Here is a 20,545-nt window from a genome sequence, read left to right on the forward strand (position 1 = left end):
CCTATGTATATATCATTATGTTGTCATTTTTGAAGAATCATTTTTGGAGTTCTATTCTTAATATATAGGTTATGAAAATCATAAAAACATTTGAGGAATTCACCGAAAGCTTAAAATATAAAGAGAGTTATAATCCAGCAACAGCAATGGATTCGGAAGAATTCAGTGAAGACAATAATAACGAAGACAGTGAACCAGAAATAGCTGAATCAAAAAAAAACGATTCAGAAGACCAGCCAATAGACAACTCTTCGAACAAGGACAACATTTAACAGTTTCAAAGGAGTTTAGCGACCACAGCTATTATATCGCTCGCGTGGAGATGAAAAATCTGGAGGACAATAATAAGCTGGAATACAGATACCTTTATAGAGAAATGGTAAAGAAAGGATTCATTGAATCCTTCCCAATTAGTGATGAACACAGACTTAAATTACCAAACGGCATTTATGCCATGGATGGCTCCAGTAAAGACTTAGAGAGTGTTGTTAGCTCAGCTAAAGAAGCAATTGAAAGAGCATTATACCCATTCTATGATAATGGATGGCACAGTAAATACACGCTTATCGTTACTGGACCATCTCCAATTATAAGCGAAAATTTAGAACAAAAAAATCATGACGATTCACTGTATGGTGAAACAGAAGATGACGATGGAGAAGAAGAATAAAACTTCAAATAAATTCCAGTTCAAACTCCAAAATCCTATGTTCGAAATTTGATTATGGTGACAGTATAGGATGAACCATCTTGACAAACAAATCTGAGAACATCTTTTCCAAGGTGTTTTTCCTGTTATTGAAAATATAAGTGCATTGTTTGATATATAGCGGAAAATATTTCTTGGATACCGAAACATGAGCTCTGAAAATGCGTTTGTATAGTGACCACAACGATTCCACAGCATTCGTTGTTCCACCATTTTCAGACTGGTAAACTTTCTTTTGATGATTACAGGTTTTATGGATATAATGCTTGCTGAAAAATCGGTAGACAGGTAGCTCGTCGGTTAACAAATCAGAACCTCTTTCGACAAATTGATAAATTAATGGCCGTAGGGTTTCCAGCTCTGCATTAGGTATTATCTCAGTAATAGCTCTTCCATCTTTTTCAACTAAACCAAGCACAAGACTTTTGTTCAATAATGCACGACCACGTGGTTGCTTCTTTTTGTCAATATTAAATTCCTTGTATACTTTTTCACGCCTCTTCTTATTCATCAGAGGTATAGAACCATAGAAGAAACTTTCATCTGTTTGAACAGAGCCCTTCAAAGGTGACCTATCATTTTCTATTAAAAACTCTCTGGCTATTTTGAGCATACGTAACGCTGTCTTCGGGGATACAGTCAAGACTTTAGAGAGAAATCTTGCGGTCAAGCCTGTCTTGTTACAGGCAAACATATGAATACAGTACACCCATTTAGAAATAGGAAGTTTACTACACTTTAAAGGACTATCAGCCAAAGGATACAACTGATATCCACAAGCCTTCCTGTTTCGGCATTGAAACGCCCGTCTACCTTTTATACGGGTGAATGGTTTACGATGTCCGCAACGAGGGCATTCTTTCATCCCTCCATAACGCATTTTAAAAATCTTATCAAGACATGCATCCTCATTAGGATACTGCTTACAGAATTCTTGGTAACTCATGTCGAATTCGACCATAGGCAAATTGGATTAGTTAAAAATAGCAAGCTCATGCAGGACGATGCTTACCCTGTGATTACAGTGCAATATGAAAACAAGAAAAAATGGAAATTATGAAGTAAGAGAGTATTTATATGGACGATTATCTCGGTCGCAATTAATGCGTTTCTCTTTATCAAGAAAGGATAAGTATTGAGCTGTAGTACTATCTATATACTTCATATCATCTGACTTCTCTGCGTGAAGTATATAATTACTCAGCTCTTTGGCAGTAACTGGCCCTCCAAAACTTTTCAAGCCGAAAACGATTTTATCCCGCCATGTTCCCTTTGCAGGATAAGCAGGTTCAGTAGACTGACCTTGATTATTGTAAGTTGTATTTGGAGCTGGGGTATTTACTGGAAAAGAAGAATATCCACCAACTGCTGTAGTGCTTTCGGTTGGAAGGATTCCACCATACGCTTTAATTAATTCACATAACTTTTGTAGCTTAAAATTCAAATCGCAGTATTCAAAGTAGAGTGAATTTAGAATCAAAGTGAATTAGTTTTTTGGTGGATTGCAAAGATAAGAATTTTCGCATTTACGACAAAATTTTTAAACAAAAGAATTTTTTTTATTTAGCTAAGTAACGTTTTCTTATACACTTTGAAAAAGAATACTACTTTGAAAATGTCTTTGAAAGTTTTATAAAATTATAAAGGATTTTTCTACCATGTTCAAAGTTCTACAAGCCCGGAATTTTTATTGTCAGGATTATAACATTATTCCTGTTTCTGAGTCAGAAAAATAGATTTAAAATCCTTCCTTTTCAAAATACAGATTATAAGTACTGTCACAACTACAATCGAATGATTAATATTCGAAATATTGCAATCGCCATTATAAATAGAGCCTGAATATTCAGGCCAATGCCATGGAAATATTTTTGGCAGGACAGGAATATTCAGATTCAGGTATTTGTTTAATATACCGAAAGAAAGGTCAATTAAGTCAGGGAAAATGTTGCCGGCAAAGGACGCTGCTACTATCAGTTTGTATTTTCCCTTTGCTGACAAAATTGCGACTACCATCAATAATAAACTAACAATTGCATCTGTTTGTGAAGGAATGGGATAACAGTGTGGGAAATAATCAAGTATTCCGTGAAAAATAATTCCAGTCAGAAATACGAAGCAACTATTTTTAAAAACAATGTTTTTTATTGGCTTTGAAGTATCTGTAAATGCAACAGTAAGACCTATTGCCGTTATGGAATGAAAAAGGACGTTCATATTTCCAATTTGAAAGCTTTGTCAACTTTTTAAAAGTTGACAAAGCAAATATTCCAAGAATTCAAAATTGATTATGCCATTCTGCGAATATCGGCGCCTAATGCATTCAGGCGTGTATCAATATTCTGATAACCTCTGTCAATCTGGTCAATGTTTTCGATGATACTTTTGCCTTCGGCAGATAATGCTGCAATCAATAATGCTACGCCCGCCCTGATATCAGGAGAAGACATTCTGATACCTCTTAAATTTGACTGGCGATTCAAGCCCATAACTACAGCGCGATGCGGATCGCAAAGCACAATCTGAGCGCCCATTTCAATCAATTTATCAACGAAGAACAAACGGCTTTCAAACATTTTCTGATGAATAAGCACATTGCCTTTTGCCTGTGTCGCCATCACCAGCATTACACTCAACAAATCCGGTGAAACGCCTGGCCAGGGATGATCATAAACCGTAAGTATAGAACCATCTATAAAATTCTGAATCCTGTAATGGTCCTGCTGCGGAATAAAAATATCATTGCCTTGTACTTCCAGTTGAATTCCGAAACGCATGAAAGTATCTAGCATCAAACCCAAATCATTTACATCCGCATCTGTAATGGTAATCTCACTTTGAGTCATAGCTGCCAATGCAATGAAAGAACCTGTTTCAATCATATCGGCCAGTAACCTGTGCTCACAGCCATGCAAAGATTCAACACCTTCAATCTCCAATAAATTGGAACCAATGCCTTTAATTTTAGCGCCCATGTTATTCAACATCTTACAAAGCTGCTGAACATATGGTTCGCATGCTGCATTGTAAATTGTCGTATTGCCATCAGCCAGAACGGCTGCCATTACCATATTTGCAGTACCTGTTACCGAAGGTTCTTCCAATAATAAATAAGTTCCCTTCAATTTATCGGCAGTAAGTATAAATTCTTTGCCTTCATGATCATAATCAAATTTTACACCCATTTTTTCGAAGCCACGAATATGTGTATCCAGCCTTCTCCTGCCAATTTTATCGCCGCCGGGCTGCGGTAAATAAGTTTTGCCATAACGCGCAATTAATGGTCCTGCAAGCATTACAGCGCCTCTTAGTTTGCCCGATTTCGCTTTATATTCTTTCGATTGTAAAAAATCTACATTCACATATTTTGCTTGAAAAACACAGGTATCTCTTTGCGGACGCTCTACTTCAACACCTAAATCTCCAATCAGCTCGATAAGCATATTGACATCCAGAATATCGGGAATATTTGTAATCGTAACTTTTTCCTTGGTAAGCAAAACAGCGCACAGTATCTGCAAGGCTTCATTCTTGGCGCCCTGTGGCTGAATAGAGCCATGTAATTGTTTACCTCCGCGTATTTCAAAAGTGCTCATCGTATGTTATGATTGTTTTGTTCCTGAAAAGATTCTAAAATTAATGGTTTAAAAAAACAAAAAGTTGTCAAATTTTAAATCTGACAACTTTTGCTCTGAAAATCTCAATGATCTATAAAGTATAATAACTCGAATTCAAATTCGTATTTGCTTTCTCTGCTTTCTCAATTGGTGTATAATCAGACAAAATATCGGCTTTGCCCTTTCTTACACAAACATCATGCTCAAAATGAACAGATGGCAAGCCGTCTTCCGTAACGATTGTCCATCCGTCGTCGGCAGTATAAATATGACGGGTTCCTAAGTTAATCATAGGTTCTACAGCCAATACCTGATTTTCCTGCAAACGTTTGCCTGAACCTCGTTTGCCATAATTAGGTACTTGCGGGTCCTCATGCATTTCACGGCCAACGCCATGACCTACTAATTCGCGCACCACGCCATAACCATGTTTTTTATTCGTATGATTTTCAATGGCAAAAGCAATATCGCCCGTTCTGTTGCCTGTAATGGCTTGTTGACAACCTAAATAAACAGACTCTTTGGTTACACGAATCAAGTCCAGCACTTTCTGGTCCACATCGCCAATTGCAAAAGTATAAGCGTGGTCTCCATGAAAACCATTTTTATAAAATCCACAATCCACAGAAACAATATCGCCGTCTTTCAATTCATATTCACTTGGAAAACCGTGTACCACCACTTCATTTACAGAAATGCAAAGTGAGTATGGAAAAGGGTTGGAAGGATGTCCGTAATTCTTAAAAGAAGGCACGCCACCATTATCGCGGATAAATGTCTCTGCTAATTTATCCAGTTCAATTGTTTTAATCCCCGGCCTGATAATCTTGGCAACTTCGGTTAATGTTGCGCCCACCATCAGGCAACTGTGTCTTTGGATTTCTACTTCCTCGTTTGTTTTGTAATTCAATTTAATACTCTGATTTTAGTTTTCAATAAACGCATCTTTCACTTTCAGTTGAACCGTTTCTACTGAATTACGGTACATCTTGACGATTACAGCATCATACTTATCAATGTCAATCAAACCGCCTTCTGTCAATTCTTTATCCTGATTCAGTTCGGTTATCAATCCCGCCAGTGTTTCATAATGTTCGCCTTCAGCCAGTCGGAACGGAATATATTTATTAATATCGGAAAGCGTATAATGCGCATTTACCAGATAAGTATGCTCGCTTGTTTTTTCCACGATAGGCTTTTCGTTATCGTATTCATCCTGAATCTCACCCACCAGTTCTTCGAGAATATCTTCCATGGTTACAATTCCCGTCAGCTCACCAATCTCATTAGTAACCACCGCCATCTGAATATGTTTCTGTTGAAATTCCTTCAGTACATTTTTAATTTTTGAGCCTTCCGAAATGAAAGTTGCTTTACGAAGCAAAGGCTCGATACTTTTATCTTCCGGACGGCTGAACAGATGGCGTATCATATCTTTCGTGTACAAAACACCCTTGATATTATCCATCGTTTCCTCGTAAACCGGATAACGGCTGTAACCTTCCTGAATTGCATAATCAATAGCTTCTTTCATGTTCATCGTTATTTCGATGGCTGAAATATTTTTACGCAAGGTCTGAATATTGCTTACTCTGCGATCGTCAAATTCAAAAACATTCTGAATAAGAGCACGTTCTGTTTCTTCAATTGCGCCACCTTCATGACTTTCAGTAATAATAACTTTTAATTCTTCTTCCGAATGGATTTCGCTGCCGTGAATAGGCTTGATACCGAAAATGCGTAAAATGAAATTTGCTAAACCATTCAATATCCAGATTGCAGGACGACCTACAAAGTAAAACACTTTAAGAGGCAAGGAAACAAAAAAAGTAGTTTTGGTTGGATAGCGTATAGCCAGTGATTTAGGCGCCAGCTCACCAAAAACAATATGCAAAATAGTAATAACACAGAAAGCAATAGGCATGGACCAACTATGCGCAGTAGCTTCTGAAATCGGAAGATTCAAAGCGCTGAATGTTCTGAGAATCAAATGTGTCATAACTTCCTCGCCTACCCAACCTAAACCAAGACTGGCAAGGGTTATACCTAACTGGGTGGCAGCAAGATATGCATCCAGATTGCTAAGAATAGACTTCGCAGCTGCGGATATACTTTTATTAAGGCCGGTTTTTACTTCAATTTGAGAGGATCGTACTTTGACGATAGCGAATTCTGCTGCAACAAAAAATCCGTTCAACAGAACTAAGAAAAAGGTAAAGAAGAGTTTAATTATCGAGACAGGGTCTCCTCCGGGGTCTGTAGGCATTGTTGTTTAAAATTAGTAAAAAAATAGCCTCAAGTATTTGTTTTTGAGAGGCTTATTTGAAACAATTGATGGACACAAAATCCAAAAATTGTTTTTACATTTTGTACAAAAATAAGAATATTTGCGAAAGTATATAAAGTATCTGTCTTTTAAATCCTAAAAATAACAAAAGCCATCCCCTGATAAGGATGGCTTTTGCTTATGATTCAGCATGAAATTTATTGTCCCTGATTTGAAGGAATGCCTGCAGAAAGAGCTATCATTTGCTGTTTCCAAGCATCACTCGATTGCTTGTCTCCAAACTCGGCTGCACTATTGACAAGGTAGTTCAATACACCCAGATTCTGCTGTACAATATATAAATCGCCGTTGCCGGTTCTATCGCCTAAAGAACGGTAGAACTTCACTTCATCATTTATATTCTTAACCATTTTCTCTGCAATCTTATGACCCTTGTCTACTGCTCCCGCACGATAATAAGCATCTACTATCATCATAATACTTCTGTCATAAAGCAATACATCCCACGGCATGGAAGTTTCTGAAACCATACTCATATAACGATCCAATACTTTAACGGCATCTTCTTTCCTGTTGGAACCGATAAGGTTCAATGCCAGCTCAGCTGCATTCTGACGATACACAAGGAACAACAATCTGTTCTTCTCATCATAATAAACATCCTTACCGCTTGCTTTACCCATAGTAAAGGTTTTGGTAAACAGATTGATGTTTTTATCAAGATTGGTGTATGGAGACAGACCTGGAATAACCTGCTGTTTAATCATCGGAACTAATTTACGCAATGGTCCTTCTGATTGGAAATAAGCATCCAGACCAAGGTTCGGCGCTCCGTCCGTCATATAAATAGGACGTGTCCAACCTGTTTTTGCCTGGCCTGCAATGATATTCATCAAAGCCATGTCGCCTCTTGTAGCATTGCCGCCTTTGAACTGCCAGGACATTTCGCCCGGGATATTAGCAGTGTCGGCAATATCCACCAAACCGCTTTTTACTAAAGCTGACTTATCCAGTTTTACATAGAAATTTTTAGTAGGCAAATAATTGGTTTTGTCGCCGCTTTGCGTTGACAACTGATTTGCATCCGAAGTAAAGAAGGCAATTACCTCTTCCAGGCTGAAATATTTGTTCTTCGGAATACGCGGATCTTCATAATAAGGAATGTAATTCAGCTTATCACCACGATAATCTTCCGGTTTCCAGATAGTAGGCAATGCATCTGCATCATTAATTTTAAAAGTCAATTGCTCATTCTGCCAGTCGGTGCCTAACAAATTATAGTTTATAATACGTATATCGGTACGTATGCCTTCAATTTCCTGCAGGTACCACAGCGGATAAGTGTCATTATCACCGTAAGTAATCAAAATGGCATTTTTGTCACAACTCATCAACATGTTATAGGCATGATCATGGGCAATGGTTTTTTGAGAACGGTCGTGATCATCCCATTCTTTGGCAGCCATCAATACCGGTACTGCAAGAATACAAATCAAAGAAGCAGCGATTGCGGGCATATTGCCTTTCAGCACTTTCTGGAACCAATCGGCAACCATTAATACACCTAAACCAATCCATACCGCAAACGCATAAGTAGAACCTGCATAAGCATAATCACGTTCACGAGGCTGTAACGGTGTATTATTCAGATACAAAACAATAGCTGTTCCTGTAAAGAAGAATAATAAACCCACAATAATACCATCATTCCTGTCTCTGTTGAATTGGAAAACCAATCCGAGGAAACCCAGAATTAACGGCAGGAAATACAATTCATTTCTTGCTTTGTTATGCTTGTAAGAGTCCGGCATCAGGTTTACATCTCCCTTGCCAAAGAACTTATCTATCGGTCCGACACCCGAAAGCCAGTTACCATTGTGCGATTCACCCTGACCTTCCATATCATTCTGACGACCCACATAATTCCACATTACATAGCGCCAGTACATCCAGTTCATCTGATAGCCGCAAAAGAAAGAAAAGTTATCCGAAGAACTTGGTCTTTCGCCTTCTTCCAGACCTAAATAACTACGATAAAATTGTTTATGTCCGGGGTCATTAAAATCCCAGACACGAGGAAATATCCTTGTTTCATCATAGGAATACTCGGGTTTATGATCTACTAACTGGTAAGATTTATTACCATCCTTATCCGTTACTGCGGCATAAATAGCACGTCCTTCATCTACCTTATTTACCTGCGAAGTAAAATCAGGGCCGGAAACAAGGGGTTGTTGTCCATACTGATCACGTTGCAAATAAGGAATCAAAGTCATTACATTATCCGGATTACCCATATCAATAGCTACATCCGCTTTCGAGCGGATAATGATGGCGATATAACTTGAATAACCGATAATGATGAATACAACGCATAAGGAACATAGATGCAGTAAATATCTGTTTGATTTCTTTGCCCACCTGATAAGCAATGCCAATCCCACACAAGCCAGGATAAGAAAGAAAACAGCACCGGAGTTGAATGGCATGTGGAATGAATTGACGAAAAGCAATTCAAACCAGGAAGCAAAAATGGGCAGATACTGGATTACGCCAAATTGTACAAAACCCAATACTACACATCCGGCCAGAAACGCAATAATGCCGCCTTGTAAGGTAACATTGTAGCGTTTGAAATAATAAACCATTACAATAGCCGGAATGGTCAATAAGTTCAACAAATGGACGCCGATAGAAAGCCCCATCAGATAAAAAATCAATATAAGCCAACGATCGGCATGCGGTTCATCGGCAACATGTTCCCATTTAAGGATAGCCCAGAATACGATGGCCGTAAAGAAAGAAGATGTTGCATAAACCTCGCCTTCTACCGCCGAGAACCAGAAAGTATCGGAGAAAGTATAAGCTAAAGCGCCTACAATCCCGGCACTCATTATAGCTATAAGGTTGCTCTGTGTAACTTCTTCACCTGCTTTTACCAGTAGCTTTTTGGCAAAGTGCGTAATGGTCCAGAACAGGAACAAAATGGTAAAACCACTCATTAAGGCACTCATGGAGTTGATAAAAATGGCAACTTTATCAGGGCTCGGTGCAACTACGCCAAAAAGGCGACCCAACATCATAAATAAAGGCGCACCCGGAGAGTGTCCTACTTCTAATTTGAAGGCAGTTGATAAAAATTCACCGCAATCCCAAAGACTGGCTGTAGCCTCCATGGTAAGCAGATAGGTTGCATAGGCAATGGCAAATACTATCCAGCCCGTAATGTTGTTGACTTTCCTGAAATTCATGAGCAAGGAAAAAAATTTATTTAAGCGGGACAAAAATAACAAATTAGATGAAAGCGCAAAGGGTAATAACAAAGGGTTTTCGAAAGTTTATACCTTTGAAAAAATAAAATCACCTCGTTTATGCATATTTCGGAAGAAGAATACGCACCTTTTTATAATGGCTATGTTAAAAATGTAAATGACAATGTGCTGGAAACATTAAGGCAACAATCAGATAATTTTCCTGATTTCATCAGAAGCATAAATGAAAATCTGGCAACCCATGCTTATGGGGAAGGCAAATGGACTGTAGCCGAAGTAATAGGTCATATATTGGATACAGAAAGGGTTATGGCATACCGCGCTTTATGTTTTGCAAGAGACAGGCATATTGCGCAGCCCGGCTTTGATGAAAACTTATTTGCAGATGCCGCCAATTACAAAGAAAGGACACTTGCTTCTCTGGCAGAGGAATTTCAATTATTAAGAAAGAGCAATATGATACTGTTTGAGTCTTTTACGGAAGATGCATTACTAAACAGAGGTATTGCAAACGGAAAAGCAATCAGCGTCAGGGCTTTGCTTTATGTTATTGCCGGCCACCTGATACACCATTGCAATATGCTGAAAGAAAGATATTTGTAAATAGCAACAACAACGGGAAGCCGACAAGTATAATTCCAATAAATATTTGTTTCACCATTTAAAGGTGGAACAATATTTCCGGTAAAAATTGTCATTTATAACATGACAATTCCATCAGCTATTCAAATTTATTAACTTTGCCGGCCAATTCATGTCAGAAATCTATAAGATAGCGTTAGCCGGTAATCCAAATAGTGGAAAAAGTTCGCTATTCAATGCATTGACAGGGCTAAACCAGAAGGTCGGCAATTTCCCAGGGGTTACGGTCGATAAGAAAACGGGTCGCTCAGCTATCAGTCAAAGCCTTGATGCCAGAATTATTGATTTACCAGGTACTTATAGTTTATATCCGAAAAGTGCGGATGAATATGTGGCTTACGAAGTTTTGCTGAATCCCAAAAGCAAAGAACGCCCTGACCTGACATTGGTTGTAGCAGATGCTTCCAATCTTAAAAGAAACCTCCTTTTTTGTTCTCAGATAATTGACCTTAAACTGCCGGTTATTATCGTGCTGTCCATGATGGACATTGCGCGTACCAAAGGCATTACAGTCGATGTAAAAGGCCTGGAACGCGAAATGGGCGTTCCGGTGGTGGTGGTCAACCCCCGCAAGAACAAAGGCTTGAACCAATTGAAGAAGACGATTTTGCAGATGCATGCATCGACCTTTCAGCCATTGGTAGATTTTGTTCCCTTGCAGGAGTCTGCAAACAATCTGATTCAGAAAGTAAAACGCGTAACGAATATAGAAAGTAATTACGGCGCGTTGCACGTTGCCTCCGGTATAGATAATATCGAATTCATTACAAAAGAGCAGCACAGGCAGATAAAAGAAGCGATTACAAGCTGCGATTTCCATAAAGGCAAGATACAGGCGGAAGAAGTAATGCAGCGGTATGAACGCATCGGAAGAATTATGCAGGCTACTGTTGCAGAAGAAAGCCCTTTGAAAAAACAGCTGTTTACAGAAGCGGTTGATAAGGTGCTGTTGCATCGCGTATGGGGAAATGTCATTTTGCTCGTAGTGCTTTTTATCATGTTCCAATGCGTTTTCTGGCTGGCCGAATATCCGATGAACTGGATTGAAGGGAGCTTTGCATGGCTGCAGGGACAGGTTTCACATATTTTGCCGCAGGCTTGGTGGAGCGATTTATTGGTAAACGGATTATTGGCGGGTATTGGCGGCATTTTAGTTTTTGTACCGCAAATCGCTTTACTATTCGGTATCATTACTTTATTGGAAGATAGCGGCTATATGGCCCGCATCAGTTTCCTGACCGACAGGCTGATGCGTTCTGCGGGGCTCAACGGACGTTCCGTAATGCCGCTGATTAGCGGTATGGCATGTGCTATACCCGCTGTGATGGCTGCCCGTACCATTGAAAACAAGAAAGAAAGGCTTATTACTATTCTCATTACCCCGTTAATGAGCTGCTCCGCACGATTGCCTATTTATGTAATATTAATAGCGCTTGTCATTCCTTCGCATACCTATTTAGGTTTTATCAAATTGCAGGCATTGGTAATGATGGGACTTTATTTATTAGGTTTCTTCACGGCGCTTATTGTGGCAAAGGTGATGAGTATCCTGATGAAAAATAAAGAGAACAGTATTTTCCTGATGGAGCTGCCTGTTTACAGGGCGCCAAGATGGAAAAATGCGCTGATGGTGATGTATGAAAAGGCAAAAATTTTCATCTTCGATGCGGGAAAGGTCATCCTTATCATTGCATTGATATTATGGGCATTGGCATCTTACGGGCCTCCGGGAAAAATGGATGCGGTGGAAAAACACTATACCACTATTGCCGCTGCACAAAACGATGCCTTGACAATTATTCAGTCCGAACAAAAAGCTACCGATAAATTAGAGCAATCTTATGCCGGTTTATTGGGTAAGACTATTGAGCCTGTTATAAGGCCTTTGGGTTATGACTGGAAAATGGGTATTGCACTAATTTCTTCTTTTGCTGCGCGCGAAGTATTTGTGGGAACGATGGCTACACTTTACAGTGTAGGCGACGCGGACGAAACAAGCGTACCGTTAAGGCAAAAAATGGCTAACGAAAAAAGGTCGGACGGCAGCAAGGTTTATACTTTGGCCACGGGTGTTTCCCTAATGATTTTTTATGCCTTTGCCATGCAATGCATGAGTACTATTGCTATTGTAAAAAGAGAAACCAAAACCTGGAAATGGCCTTTAATCCAGATGGCTTATATGACGGCTTTGGCTTACCTGGCAGCTTTTATAACTTATCAGCTTTTAAAGTAACAAACAGTGACCCTCACCCTGAGGGACAGTATCGGGAAAGACCGACAGCATCGCTCAACCTGAGAAACAGTATCGGGAATACCCGACAGCGCCGCACAATTTGAGGGATATTATCGGGAAGACCCGATAGCACCGCTCACCCTGAGGGAAGGCATCGGGAAGACCCGGCAACGCCCCTCACCCTGAGGGATATTGATAATCAATTATTTAGATATTTTTTCAATTATTTTTCATTCAGTTTTATATCGGGAATTATGTACCATTGGTACAAATCGTTTTAGAGAGCTGAAAAGGGTGAAACATAACAGCGATGGATATAAATCCATCGCTAACTGCGCCTGTAATCTATTGGTTATCTCCAAAAGAAAGGATAGTAAGAAAACAGGCAGAAAGTTATCGGACATCTCAAAGGTGTCCGATAACTAAAAAAATGCAAAATCATAAAAAAACGCGCCCGTTATTATACGGGCGCGTTTGCATTCATTACTATATTTTATTTCAGAATCTCAAATTTGCGGACTACTATTCCAGCCGAAGTTTCTATTCTTACGGTGTACATACCGGGAACAAATCCTGAAACATCAATTTTATGTTTCATTTTATTCTCTGCATTTGCATTATACACTGTCTGGCCAACTATATTGTAAACGGTTATATGCTCCAGATTCAGATTTCCAAGATTTTCTATTATTACCAAATCTTTTGCCGGATTAGGATACAATGTAAGGTCTTTGGTTTTTCCTATCTGTTGTATGCCTGTTGAACCACCCGGCGCATCATATACTTCCACAGTTCTGGAAGATAGCGTACTGTCTTCACATTCACCCATGAGCTTTACTGAAACGACATATTGGCCATTCTGTGCATATCTGTGTTGTACCATGTTTCCGGAAACTAAAGCAGAACCATCTCCGAAATTCCATATATAGCTGATAATATACTGCGGATTCAATACATTGAAAGTATAGGTAGCCGTATCACCGTGAACTGCATTGATAAGACCGCTTGGCAAAGGCCTCACAAAAACGTTAATAGCATCTGTACCTACGCAATTATTATTATCAGTAACATGCACATTATAATCGCCGCTTGTATTCACAACAAGTGTCTGTAATGTGGAGTTATCGTTCCATAAATAACTGCTTCCCGGATTACCCGCATTCAAAACCAGTTCCTTACCATGACATATTACCGTATCGTTTCCGAGATTAACAAAAGGAAGCGCATGTACTATTACAGAGATAGTGTCATAACCATGACAGTTGGCTGCGTTGGTAACCTGTACATTATAGGTTCCTGAAACAAGTACGTTTCTTGTCTGTTGTGTTGAACCATTGTCCCACAGGAAGGTATTACCCGGATTGCCTGCATTCAATGTTACGGCATCGCCCGCACATCCTTCTTTATCAGGTCCGAGGTTCACAACCGGAGAAGCCAGATAGGTAATAACGGCCGTATCACTTTTAGAGCAATTAAAGGAGTTGGTAACTTTTACAAAATAAGTACCACTTGTATTTACAGTTCTTGTCTGTGCAATGCTGTTATCATCCCAATGATAAGTTGCACCGGCATTCCCTGCATTCATAGTATAACTTACTCCTGTACAAACAAAAGCATCGTTACCAATATTTACAACAGGCGTAGGATTGACTGTTACCGCAATAGTATCACGTTTGATGCAATTGAAGCTATTGGTAACTCTTACATAATAATTGCCTGATGTATTTACAACTCTGGTTTGGGTTGTAGTGGCATTATCCCACAAATACGCGTTGCCTGATGTGCCTGCATTCAGTATTAAAGAATTGCCTGAGCAGAAAGTGGTATCGTTTCCAAGGTTAACAACAGGTAGAGGATTTACCACTACACTGACAGTTGCGGATGTATCTGTACAACCAGCGGGGGTAGTAACATATACTCTGTAGTTACCACTGACACCGGTTGTATAAGTGTTTGTATTTGCACCGGATAAGTTACCGGCAGCATTACGCCATTGATAAGTTCCACCGCCGGTACCGGTTAAGGTGGTTGTATTTCCGGCACAAAGCTGAACCGTACCCGTGGGAGATATGCCTGCCGTAGGAGCAGCATTGACTGTAGCAGTAATCTGCACTCTCGGAGAAGTACACTTACTTCCAAAAGTCCAGTTATACATTCCCATGAAATAGGTCTGATCATATCCGTTACCGGTAATATTTGCTACCGGAGAAGTGTACGGGTAAACAGCACCGGATGTATTTCTTTTAAGACCGGATGAGGGTAATGTTGATGTATATAATGAATAGGTTCCCGGAGCAAGTGCCGTATTTATCTGAATAGTCTGTGGTGTTGTTCCGCCACCCACATTGGTAGTGTAATTTATGGTATTTATGACTGTACCGCCCGTACCGGTTCCGTTCACAACTTTGATAACACCCGTTTCACCAGATGTAACAGGGTAGATATCTACACTTGTAAGCGTAGTACTTTGCAATACTGTAAAATTAACATCCCAGGCAACAGTTTGAGTTCCAATGGTACCTCCCTGAGCTGCAGGAGATACCGGACCAACTACTGCAGTGCCTCCGATACTGGCTTCAGCCCAGTAAGAAGTAGTTGCACTCAGACTTGGCGTAGTGAAGTTAGTACCTGTGCTTACTACGTTTCCTCCTGTTGCTGCATCATACCATGTAGTGATGCTTCCGTCTCCATTATTTGCTGCGACTAAATTTACAGTTCCCGGACCGCAACGTTCACCGGATACAGGGCCTGTAATTAATGGGTTATTTATTTTAACAGTATCGGAAATTGAATTGAAACATGTTACATTATTACTGTCTTTTACCGCAACTCGGTAATAAGTTGTGTTAGTAATTGCAGGTGTTGTATAAGTAGCGCCAGCAGCACCAATAATATCATTAAAGTTATTGCTTACATTATCTGATGAACTTTGCCATTGATATTTCACACCGGTCTGAGTTATCGACGGAGTAATATTTAAAACCGAGGAACCGGTTTGGCACGATGTTCCTGTTGCTGCCAATACCGATGCAGTAGCAGGAAGTGTTTGTACCGTTACTGTATCAATATTTCCGCAAAGCGAGGTTGTGTTTAATGCATTTGCAAAATAAACAGCAGTACCGCTTGTACCCGATTTAAAATAAACCGTATTGGCATTCGCTCCTGTATAAGGCACCGTACCTGCCGCATTTGCATATAAATTCGTTGAAGGCGTCCATGTTACATTATTAAAATCAGCTGTATTGGATGTTACTGTAAGGGCAGTAACACCATTATTACAAACTGTAGTGCTTGGCGATATAACAAAAGCCGGTGCAGGCGTTACGGTAGCTGCTACTGCAACTCTTGCACTGTTACAAACATTTATATAGAATTGAGGTCTGTTAGAGGTCGTACCGGTTCCGGTAGCTGCGCCGCAAATAGTGGCCGGTGTCTGGCTGTCTTGTCTGAAATAAGCGCAAGCCACAAAACCTACGTTATCCAATCTGGCATAACTGCTGTTACCTCCACCGTTGTTATTACTCCAGCAGAACTTAACAATAAGATTTGAAGTGCCGTCCCAAACAAATGCTGATGAGAACGGGAATGTATTAATACCTGTGGAAGGAATATAGTTTGCAGCACTATAAACAGGATTTAAAGTTCCTGTAAATAAACCTGCACTCATATCTGTATTGGTAGTAGTACCGATGCTGACCTGAAAACCGGCATAGCTACCTGTTGCAGCATTGATATTAATTCCAAGACTATTAATGTTGCCGGCGGCAATACCCATAGCTTGCAACTCTGATGCCTTAATTAAGAATTGGCTCTGACAGCCTCCGTACAGATGATAAAAAATCGCATCATAATTTGAACCGACCGTTGCTCCAGCGCCCAGAATACCGCTGTTAGGAGATTCTGCCGCCACATAAAAATTGGTGCTATTACTTATTACCGGAGTTGTAAAGTTGGTTCCAGTACCTAATGGTGTAGTATTATTTGCTGAAGCGTACCATTTTAAAGTAGTCCCCGCATTACCTGTAGCTGAGAGACTTAAGGTTCCCGCACCACATCTGGTTGCAGGTGTAACAGATAAAACGTTATTGGTAAAAGTTACCTGAACGGGTGTTGATATCGCCGAAGCAGGCCCGTTTGCACAAGTAACTTTACATCTGTAGTACGCAGACTGACCGGGTGTAATGGTATAGGTAGCGCCAGTTGCACCTACGCTGTCTACATAAGTTCCGCCCAATGTGGAGGAAGCTTGCCATTGATAAGTTACGCCAGTACCTGCGGTTGCATTGGAAAGAGAAAGCGTTGTATTGTAACCCGAACATAACGGAATATTGGAAGCCAAAGTAGCTCCGGGATTTGGAGTAGTACAAGTATAAGCAACATTTCCGTCAAATTCATCTGCGCCTATATCTGGTGCAGTACCAAAACCAAATGTTGATGGCCCGGGCCTTGTCTGGTTGTCGTAGTCAACCGATACTCCTGTGACAGCAACAGGCGCGCCTCCTGATTCAAGGAAAGATACCGTACCATTGGGTATGTGGAGATCAGTAGCAGAAGTAAAAAGCGGATTTTCACTTTGTGCCAAACCGTCTTTACCTGTAGCCTGCTGCCAGTCTGAAACAGTAGCTCTTGCAGCACCATAGTATCCTACTTTTGAAAGCGAAGCATTCGGGTAATTATTATTGTTAACAGCAGCAGCAGAAATATTGCCGCTTGCACTTGTAATAACGCCATACGCTGCAGTACTTGCAGCGCCCTGATTGTTTATTAAAACATTGTTCAATAACTGACTCAGTACAGCAGAGGAAGAAGTTAAATTAATACATGCTGAAACCGGATTACTGGTACCGTAGGTAGTTTTGTTTGCTTTGTTTAAAACAATCGTATTGTTTACAATTTTTGTTCCTGTCGAACCTGTGGAGATGTAAATCCCGTAGTTCTGATACGATGTAGTTAATGAAGTTGAATAATTCTGAGCCGTAATGTCTCTGATGAAATTATTGTAGATAAATACGCCGGTAACGCTTGCGACAATTCCTATGCCATATGCTCCGTAACCACTGGTAGAAGAGTTGGCAATATCATGAATATTGTTATTGCGGATAATTACTGCATTTGCAGAAGTGTTTAAATATATTCCCGAAGGATTAGCGCTAAATCCTGTACCATAATCTCCACCCTGTATATCGTTGCCATCTACTACAGCTGCCCCCGTACTGGCTGCAGATGTATAGGAAAGGTTAATACCGTATAGTCCTACGTTATTGGCGGCAGTACTGCTACCGATAATGTTATTCAATATCTGTATACCGGTATTATAATAAGAAGTCGAATTACCGATAGCATGAATTCCATAATAACATCTTGTAATAAGGTTATTCTGAATTATCGTGTTAATGCTCGAATACGCTCCGGTAGAAGAGCTGGAGGTACTCACACCATTCGAAAATTGAATGCCATAATTTGTGGTAGTACTTGTAGCTGAACTTCTGGAACCTGTGATAATACAATTCTTTATGGTATTATTATCTGCTCCATCCGTTCCTGATGAGGAATTTGAGGAAAGACGGATACAAGCAACGCCGGATGTAGTAACAGAAGCAGCTACGATACTAAGGTTTTGAGTACCTGCCGTCAAAGGGTCATCCCCGTCAATGGTAACGTTATCTGCACCGGCTAATTCTATAATACCTCTGCTTGCTGCCGGAGCAGCATCGGAATTTATAGTCACATTGCCTGAAGGCTTAATAGTTACAGCAGAAAAACTTGAACCAGCAGTTCCTGATGCCAACAACGGTACAGGTGTAGCCGGCTCTGTGGTATTTGCCGTAACAGTTATTGCAATAACGCCCGTATGTGTTCCTGCATTGATAGCTGCGAAGGCACCGTTAAGGGTTGTGTAAGTACCGGAAACAGTACCGCCGCTTGCTGTTAAAGATACTTGAGCCAAAGCTTTATCGGTTGTAGTAATTAACAATCCGACACACAAAGCTAATCCCGACACTATTGACTTCCTGACAGATCCGGACTTCTTTAAATGATGAAATAGCACACTAATAGTTGAATACAAAACTTTCATACAAGCTTAAAATAATTATTAAAATGAAACTTAAAAAAAATTGAGTGATTGATGATGTGGATGCACAATTATGAGTGATTGTTTATTCCTCCGTGCCCGATAATTCTTAGTAAATAGGTTTGTTGCCGAAATCTTTTCTTAAAACATAACCCTTAAAGGATTGCCGAACAAAATCATTCTGATCTATTGAATATTAATTTATTTCTTAAAAAAAAGCCAAAATAATAAAATTAAGTCATTCAGGGAACCTGCAATCGCAAAAACAACATTTAGATGTAGGACGAGCAAATATAACAAAAAAATGACCGATCCTGTACGAATCGGTCATTACAACAGTTATGCCACAAAACACTTATTATTTTTTAAAGACAAGTGTACTATATATTTTTATCATTGCATTTGCCAGTCAACGATTGCATTCACCCATTCTTTACGGTAAGGCGTTTTTATCTTGATATAATTGTCTGTAAATCCTTCCATCATGCCGTTCTTATCAGCGCTTTCAAACAAAACTTTACGGTTTGCACCCATTTGTTGCTGCGTAAAATATTGCATTTTCTGATAAGATAAATTTCTCAGAATTTTATTACGTTCATGACGAATATGCATTGGTACGGCATTTTCCATTTCCATGGCCAGAGTGTTTGCTCTCTCGGAATAGGTAAATACATGGAAGTAACTCACATCCAGCGCATGCAGAAATTCAAAAGTTTCCTGAAACAACACCTCTGTTTCGCCCGGAAAACCAACTATTACATCCACACCAATGCAACAATGCGGCATTAATTCTTTGATGCGCGTAATCCTGTCGGCATATAATTCCCTGCGGTAACGGCGGCGCATTTCTCCCAAAATCTCGTTGCTGCCACTTTGCAACGGAATATGGAAATGAGGCATAAAACGTTTGCTTGCTGCGACAAAATCGATGATTTCATTACTCAATAAATTCGGTTCGATAGATGAAATCCTATAACGGTCTACGCCTTCGGTCTCATCCAATACCTGCACCAACTCAAAGAAAGATTCTTCTCTTTTCTTTCCGCCATTCGTACCTTTTCCAAAATCCCCCAGATTGATCCCCGTAAGTACAATTTCTTTTGTGCCGGTTTGCGCAAGCTCTTTTACATTTGCGATAACACCTTCAATACTGTCGCTACGGCTATGTCCACGAGCCAACGGAATGGTACAGAAACTGCAATTATAATCGCAACCATCCTGCACTTTCAAAAAAGTACGTGTACGGTCGTTAAGAGAATAAGAAGCATGAAATCCTTCTACATCTTCAATTTCGCAACTGCAGATTTTAGCACTGTCTCCTTTTGATAATTCACGAAGATGTTCGGCAATGTTAAATTTTTCTGCAGCACCTAAAACCAAGTCAACACCTTCAATTTCCGCAATTTCCTTTGGCTTCAACTGAGCATAGCACCCGGTAATCACCACCAGAGATTCCGGTGAGCGGCGCTGAATGCGGCGCACCAGCTGCCGGCATTCTTTGTCTGCGTTTTCAGTTACAGAGCAAGTATTGATGACATACACATCGGCCTCTTCCTCAAAATCTTTCTTCAAAAAACCTTCAGCCTCCAGAGTTCTGCTAAGTGTAGATGTCTCGGAGAAGTTAAGCTTACAGCCTAAGGTATGGAATGCTACTGATTTCAATTTCTATAAATAATTAAAAAGGAAAAAGTCAAAATTAAAAACAAGGCAAG

13 protein-coding genes are annotated in these 20,545 nt (G+C 39.9%); 4 read left to right on the top strand and 9 right to left on the bottom strand.

The annotated features are described in order from the left end of the window. Nucleotides 1–71: 71 nt before the first annotated feature. Together F0919_RS05100 and F0919_RS05105 are read left to right on the top strand one after the other, a co-directional pair. Complete coding sequence (locus F0919_RS05100; protein ID WP_150031629.1) at nucleotides 72–272, top strand: hypothetical protein; 201 nt, start codon at nucleotides 72–74, stop codon at nucleotides 270–272. A 50-nt stretch (nucleotides 273–322) separates the two neighbouring features. Then, entirely contained in the window at nucleotides 323–670 is a 348-nt protein-coding gene (locus F0919_RS05105; RefSeq protein WP_150031630.1) for a hypothetical protein, read from the top strand. Nucleotides 671–722: 52 nt separating this feature from the next. Here F0919_RS05105 and F0919_RS05110 read toward each other — a convergent pair whose 3' ends face one another. The 7 genes from F0919_RS05110 to F0919_RS05140 form a co-directional block, all read right to left on the bottom strand. Next, on the bottom strand, nucleotides 723–1,655 hold the full coding sequence (locus tag F0919_RS05110; protein ID WP_216629369.1) for an IS1595 family transposase: 933 nt from the start codon (nucleotides 1,653–1,655) through the stop codon (nucleotides 723–725). A gap of 108 nt (nucleotides 1,656–1,763) precedes the next feature. Next, the gene (locus F0919_RS05115; RefSeq protein ID WP_216629370.1) at nucleotides 1,764–2,189 is read right to left on the bottom strand and encodes a hypothetical protein; all 426 of its coding nucleotides are present in this window, start codon (nucleotides 2,187–2,189) and stop codon (nucleotides 1,764–1,766) included. A 227-nt stretch (nucleotides 2,190–2,416) separates the two neighbouring features. Further along, nucleotides 2,417–2,926, bottom strand: a complete 510-nt coding sequence (locus tag F0919_RS05120; RefSeq protein ID WP_150031633.1) for a hypothetical protein — start codon at nucleotides 2,924–2,926, stop codon at nucleotides 2,417–2,419. A 71-nt stretch (nucleotides 2,927–2,997) separates the two neighbouring features. Continuing rightward, nucleotides 2,998–4,305, bottom strand: coding sequence for a UDP-N-acetylglucosamine 1-carboxyvinyltransferase (gene murA, locus F0919_RS05125; protein WP_150031634.1), 1,308 nt, complete (start codon nucleotides 4,303–4,305; stop codon nucleotides 2,998–3,000). Between the two features lie 112 nt (nucleotides 4,306–4,417). Continuing rightward, the gene (gene map, locus F0919_RS05130) at nucleotides 4,418–5,236 is read right to left on the bottom strand and encodes a type I methionyl aminopeptidase (protein ID WP_235903458.1); all 819 of its coding nucleotides are present in this window, start codon (nucleotides 5,234–5,236) and stop codon (nucleotides 4,418–4,420) included. A gap of 15 nt (nucleotides 5,237–5,251) precedes the next feature. Further along, nucleotides 5,252–6,592, bottom strand: coding sequence for a hemolysin family protein (locus tag F0919_RS05135; RefSeq protein WP_150031636.1), 1,341 nt, complete (start codon nucleotides 6,590–6,592; stop codon nucleotides 5,252–5,254). 218 nt (nucleotides 6,593–6,810) lie between these two features. After that, nucleotides 6,811–9,864, bottom strand: a complete 3,054-nt coding sequence (locus F0919_RS05140; RefSeq protein WP_150031637.1) for a glycosyltransferase family 117 protein — start codon at nucleotides 9,862–9,864, stop codon at nucleotides 6,811–6,813. A 120-nt stretch (nucleotides 9,865–9,984) separates the two neighbouring features. Between F0919_RS05140 and F0919_RS05145 the strand changes: the two genes are divergently transcribed. Further along, nucleotides 9,985–10,488, top strand: coding sequence for a DinB family protein (locus F0919_RS05145; protein ID WP_150031638.1), 504 nt, complete (start codon nucleotides 9,985–9,987; stop codon nucleotides 10,486–10,488). 151 nt (nucleotides 10,489–10,639) lie between these two features. Next, the gene (gene feoB / locus F0919_RS05150; RefSeq protein WP_150031639.1) at nucleotides 10,640–12,760 is read left to right on the top strand and encodes a ferrous iron transport protein B; all 2,121 of its coding nucleotides are present in this window, start codon (nucleotides 10,640–10,642) and stop codon (nucleotides 12,758–12,760) included. Between the two features lie 493 nt (nucleotides 12,761–13,253). Here the strand turns inward: feoB and F0919_RS05155 are convergent, their stop codons facing one another. After that, nucleotides 13,254–18,836, bottom strand: a complete 5,583-nt coding sequence (locus tag F0919_RS05155; RefSeq protein WP_150031640.1) for an Ig-like domain-containing protein — start codon at nucleotides 18,834–18,836, stop codon at nucleotides 13,254–13,256. A gap of 390 nt (nucleotides 18,837–19,226) precedes the next feature. After that, nucleotides 19,227–20,495, bottom strand: coding sequence for a tRNA (N(6)-L-threonylcarbamoyladenosine(37)-C(2))-methylthiotransferase MtaB (gene mtaB, locus F0919_RS05160; RefSeq protein WP_150031641.1), 1,269 nt, complete (start codon nucleotides 20,493–20,495; stop codon nucleotides 19,227–19,229). Nucleotides 20,496–20,545 lie beyond the last annotated feature (50 nt).

It is taken from the genome of Taibaiella lutea (assembly GCF_008629695.1).
GTDB lineage: Bacteria > Bacteroidota > Bacteroidia > Chitinophagales > Chitinophagaceae > Taibaiella > Taibaiella lutea.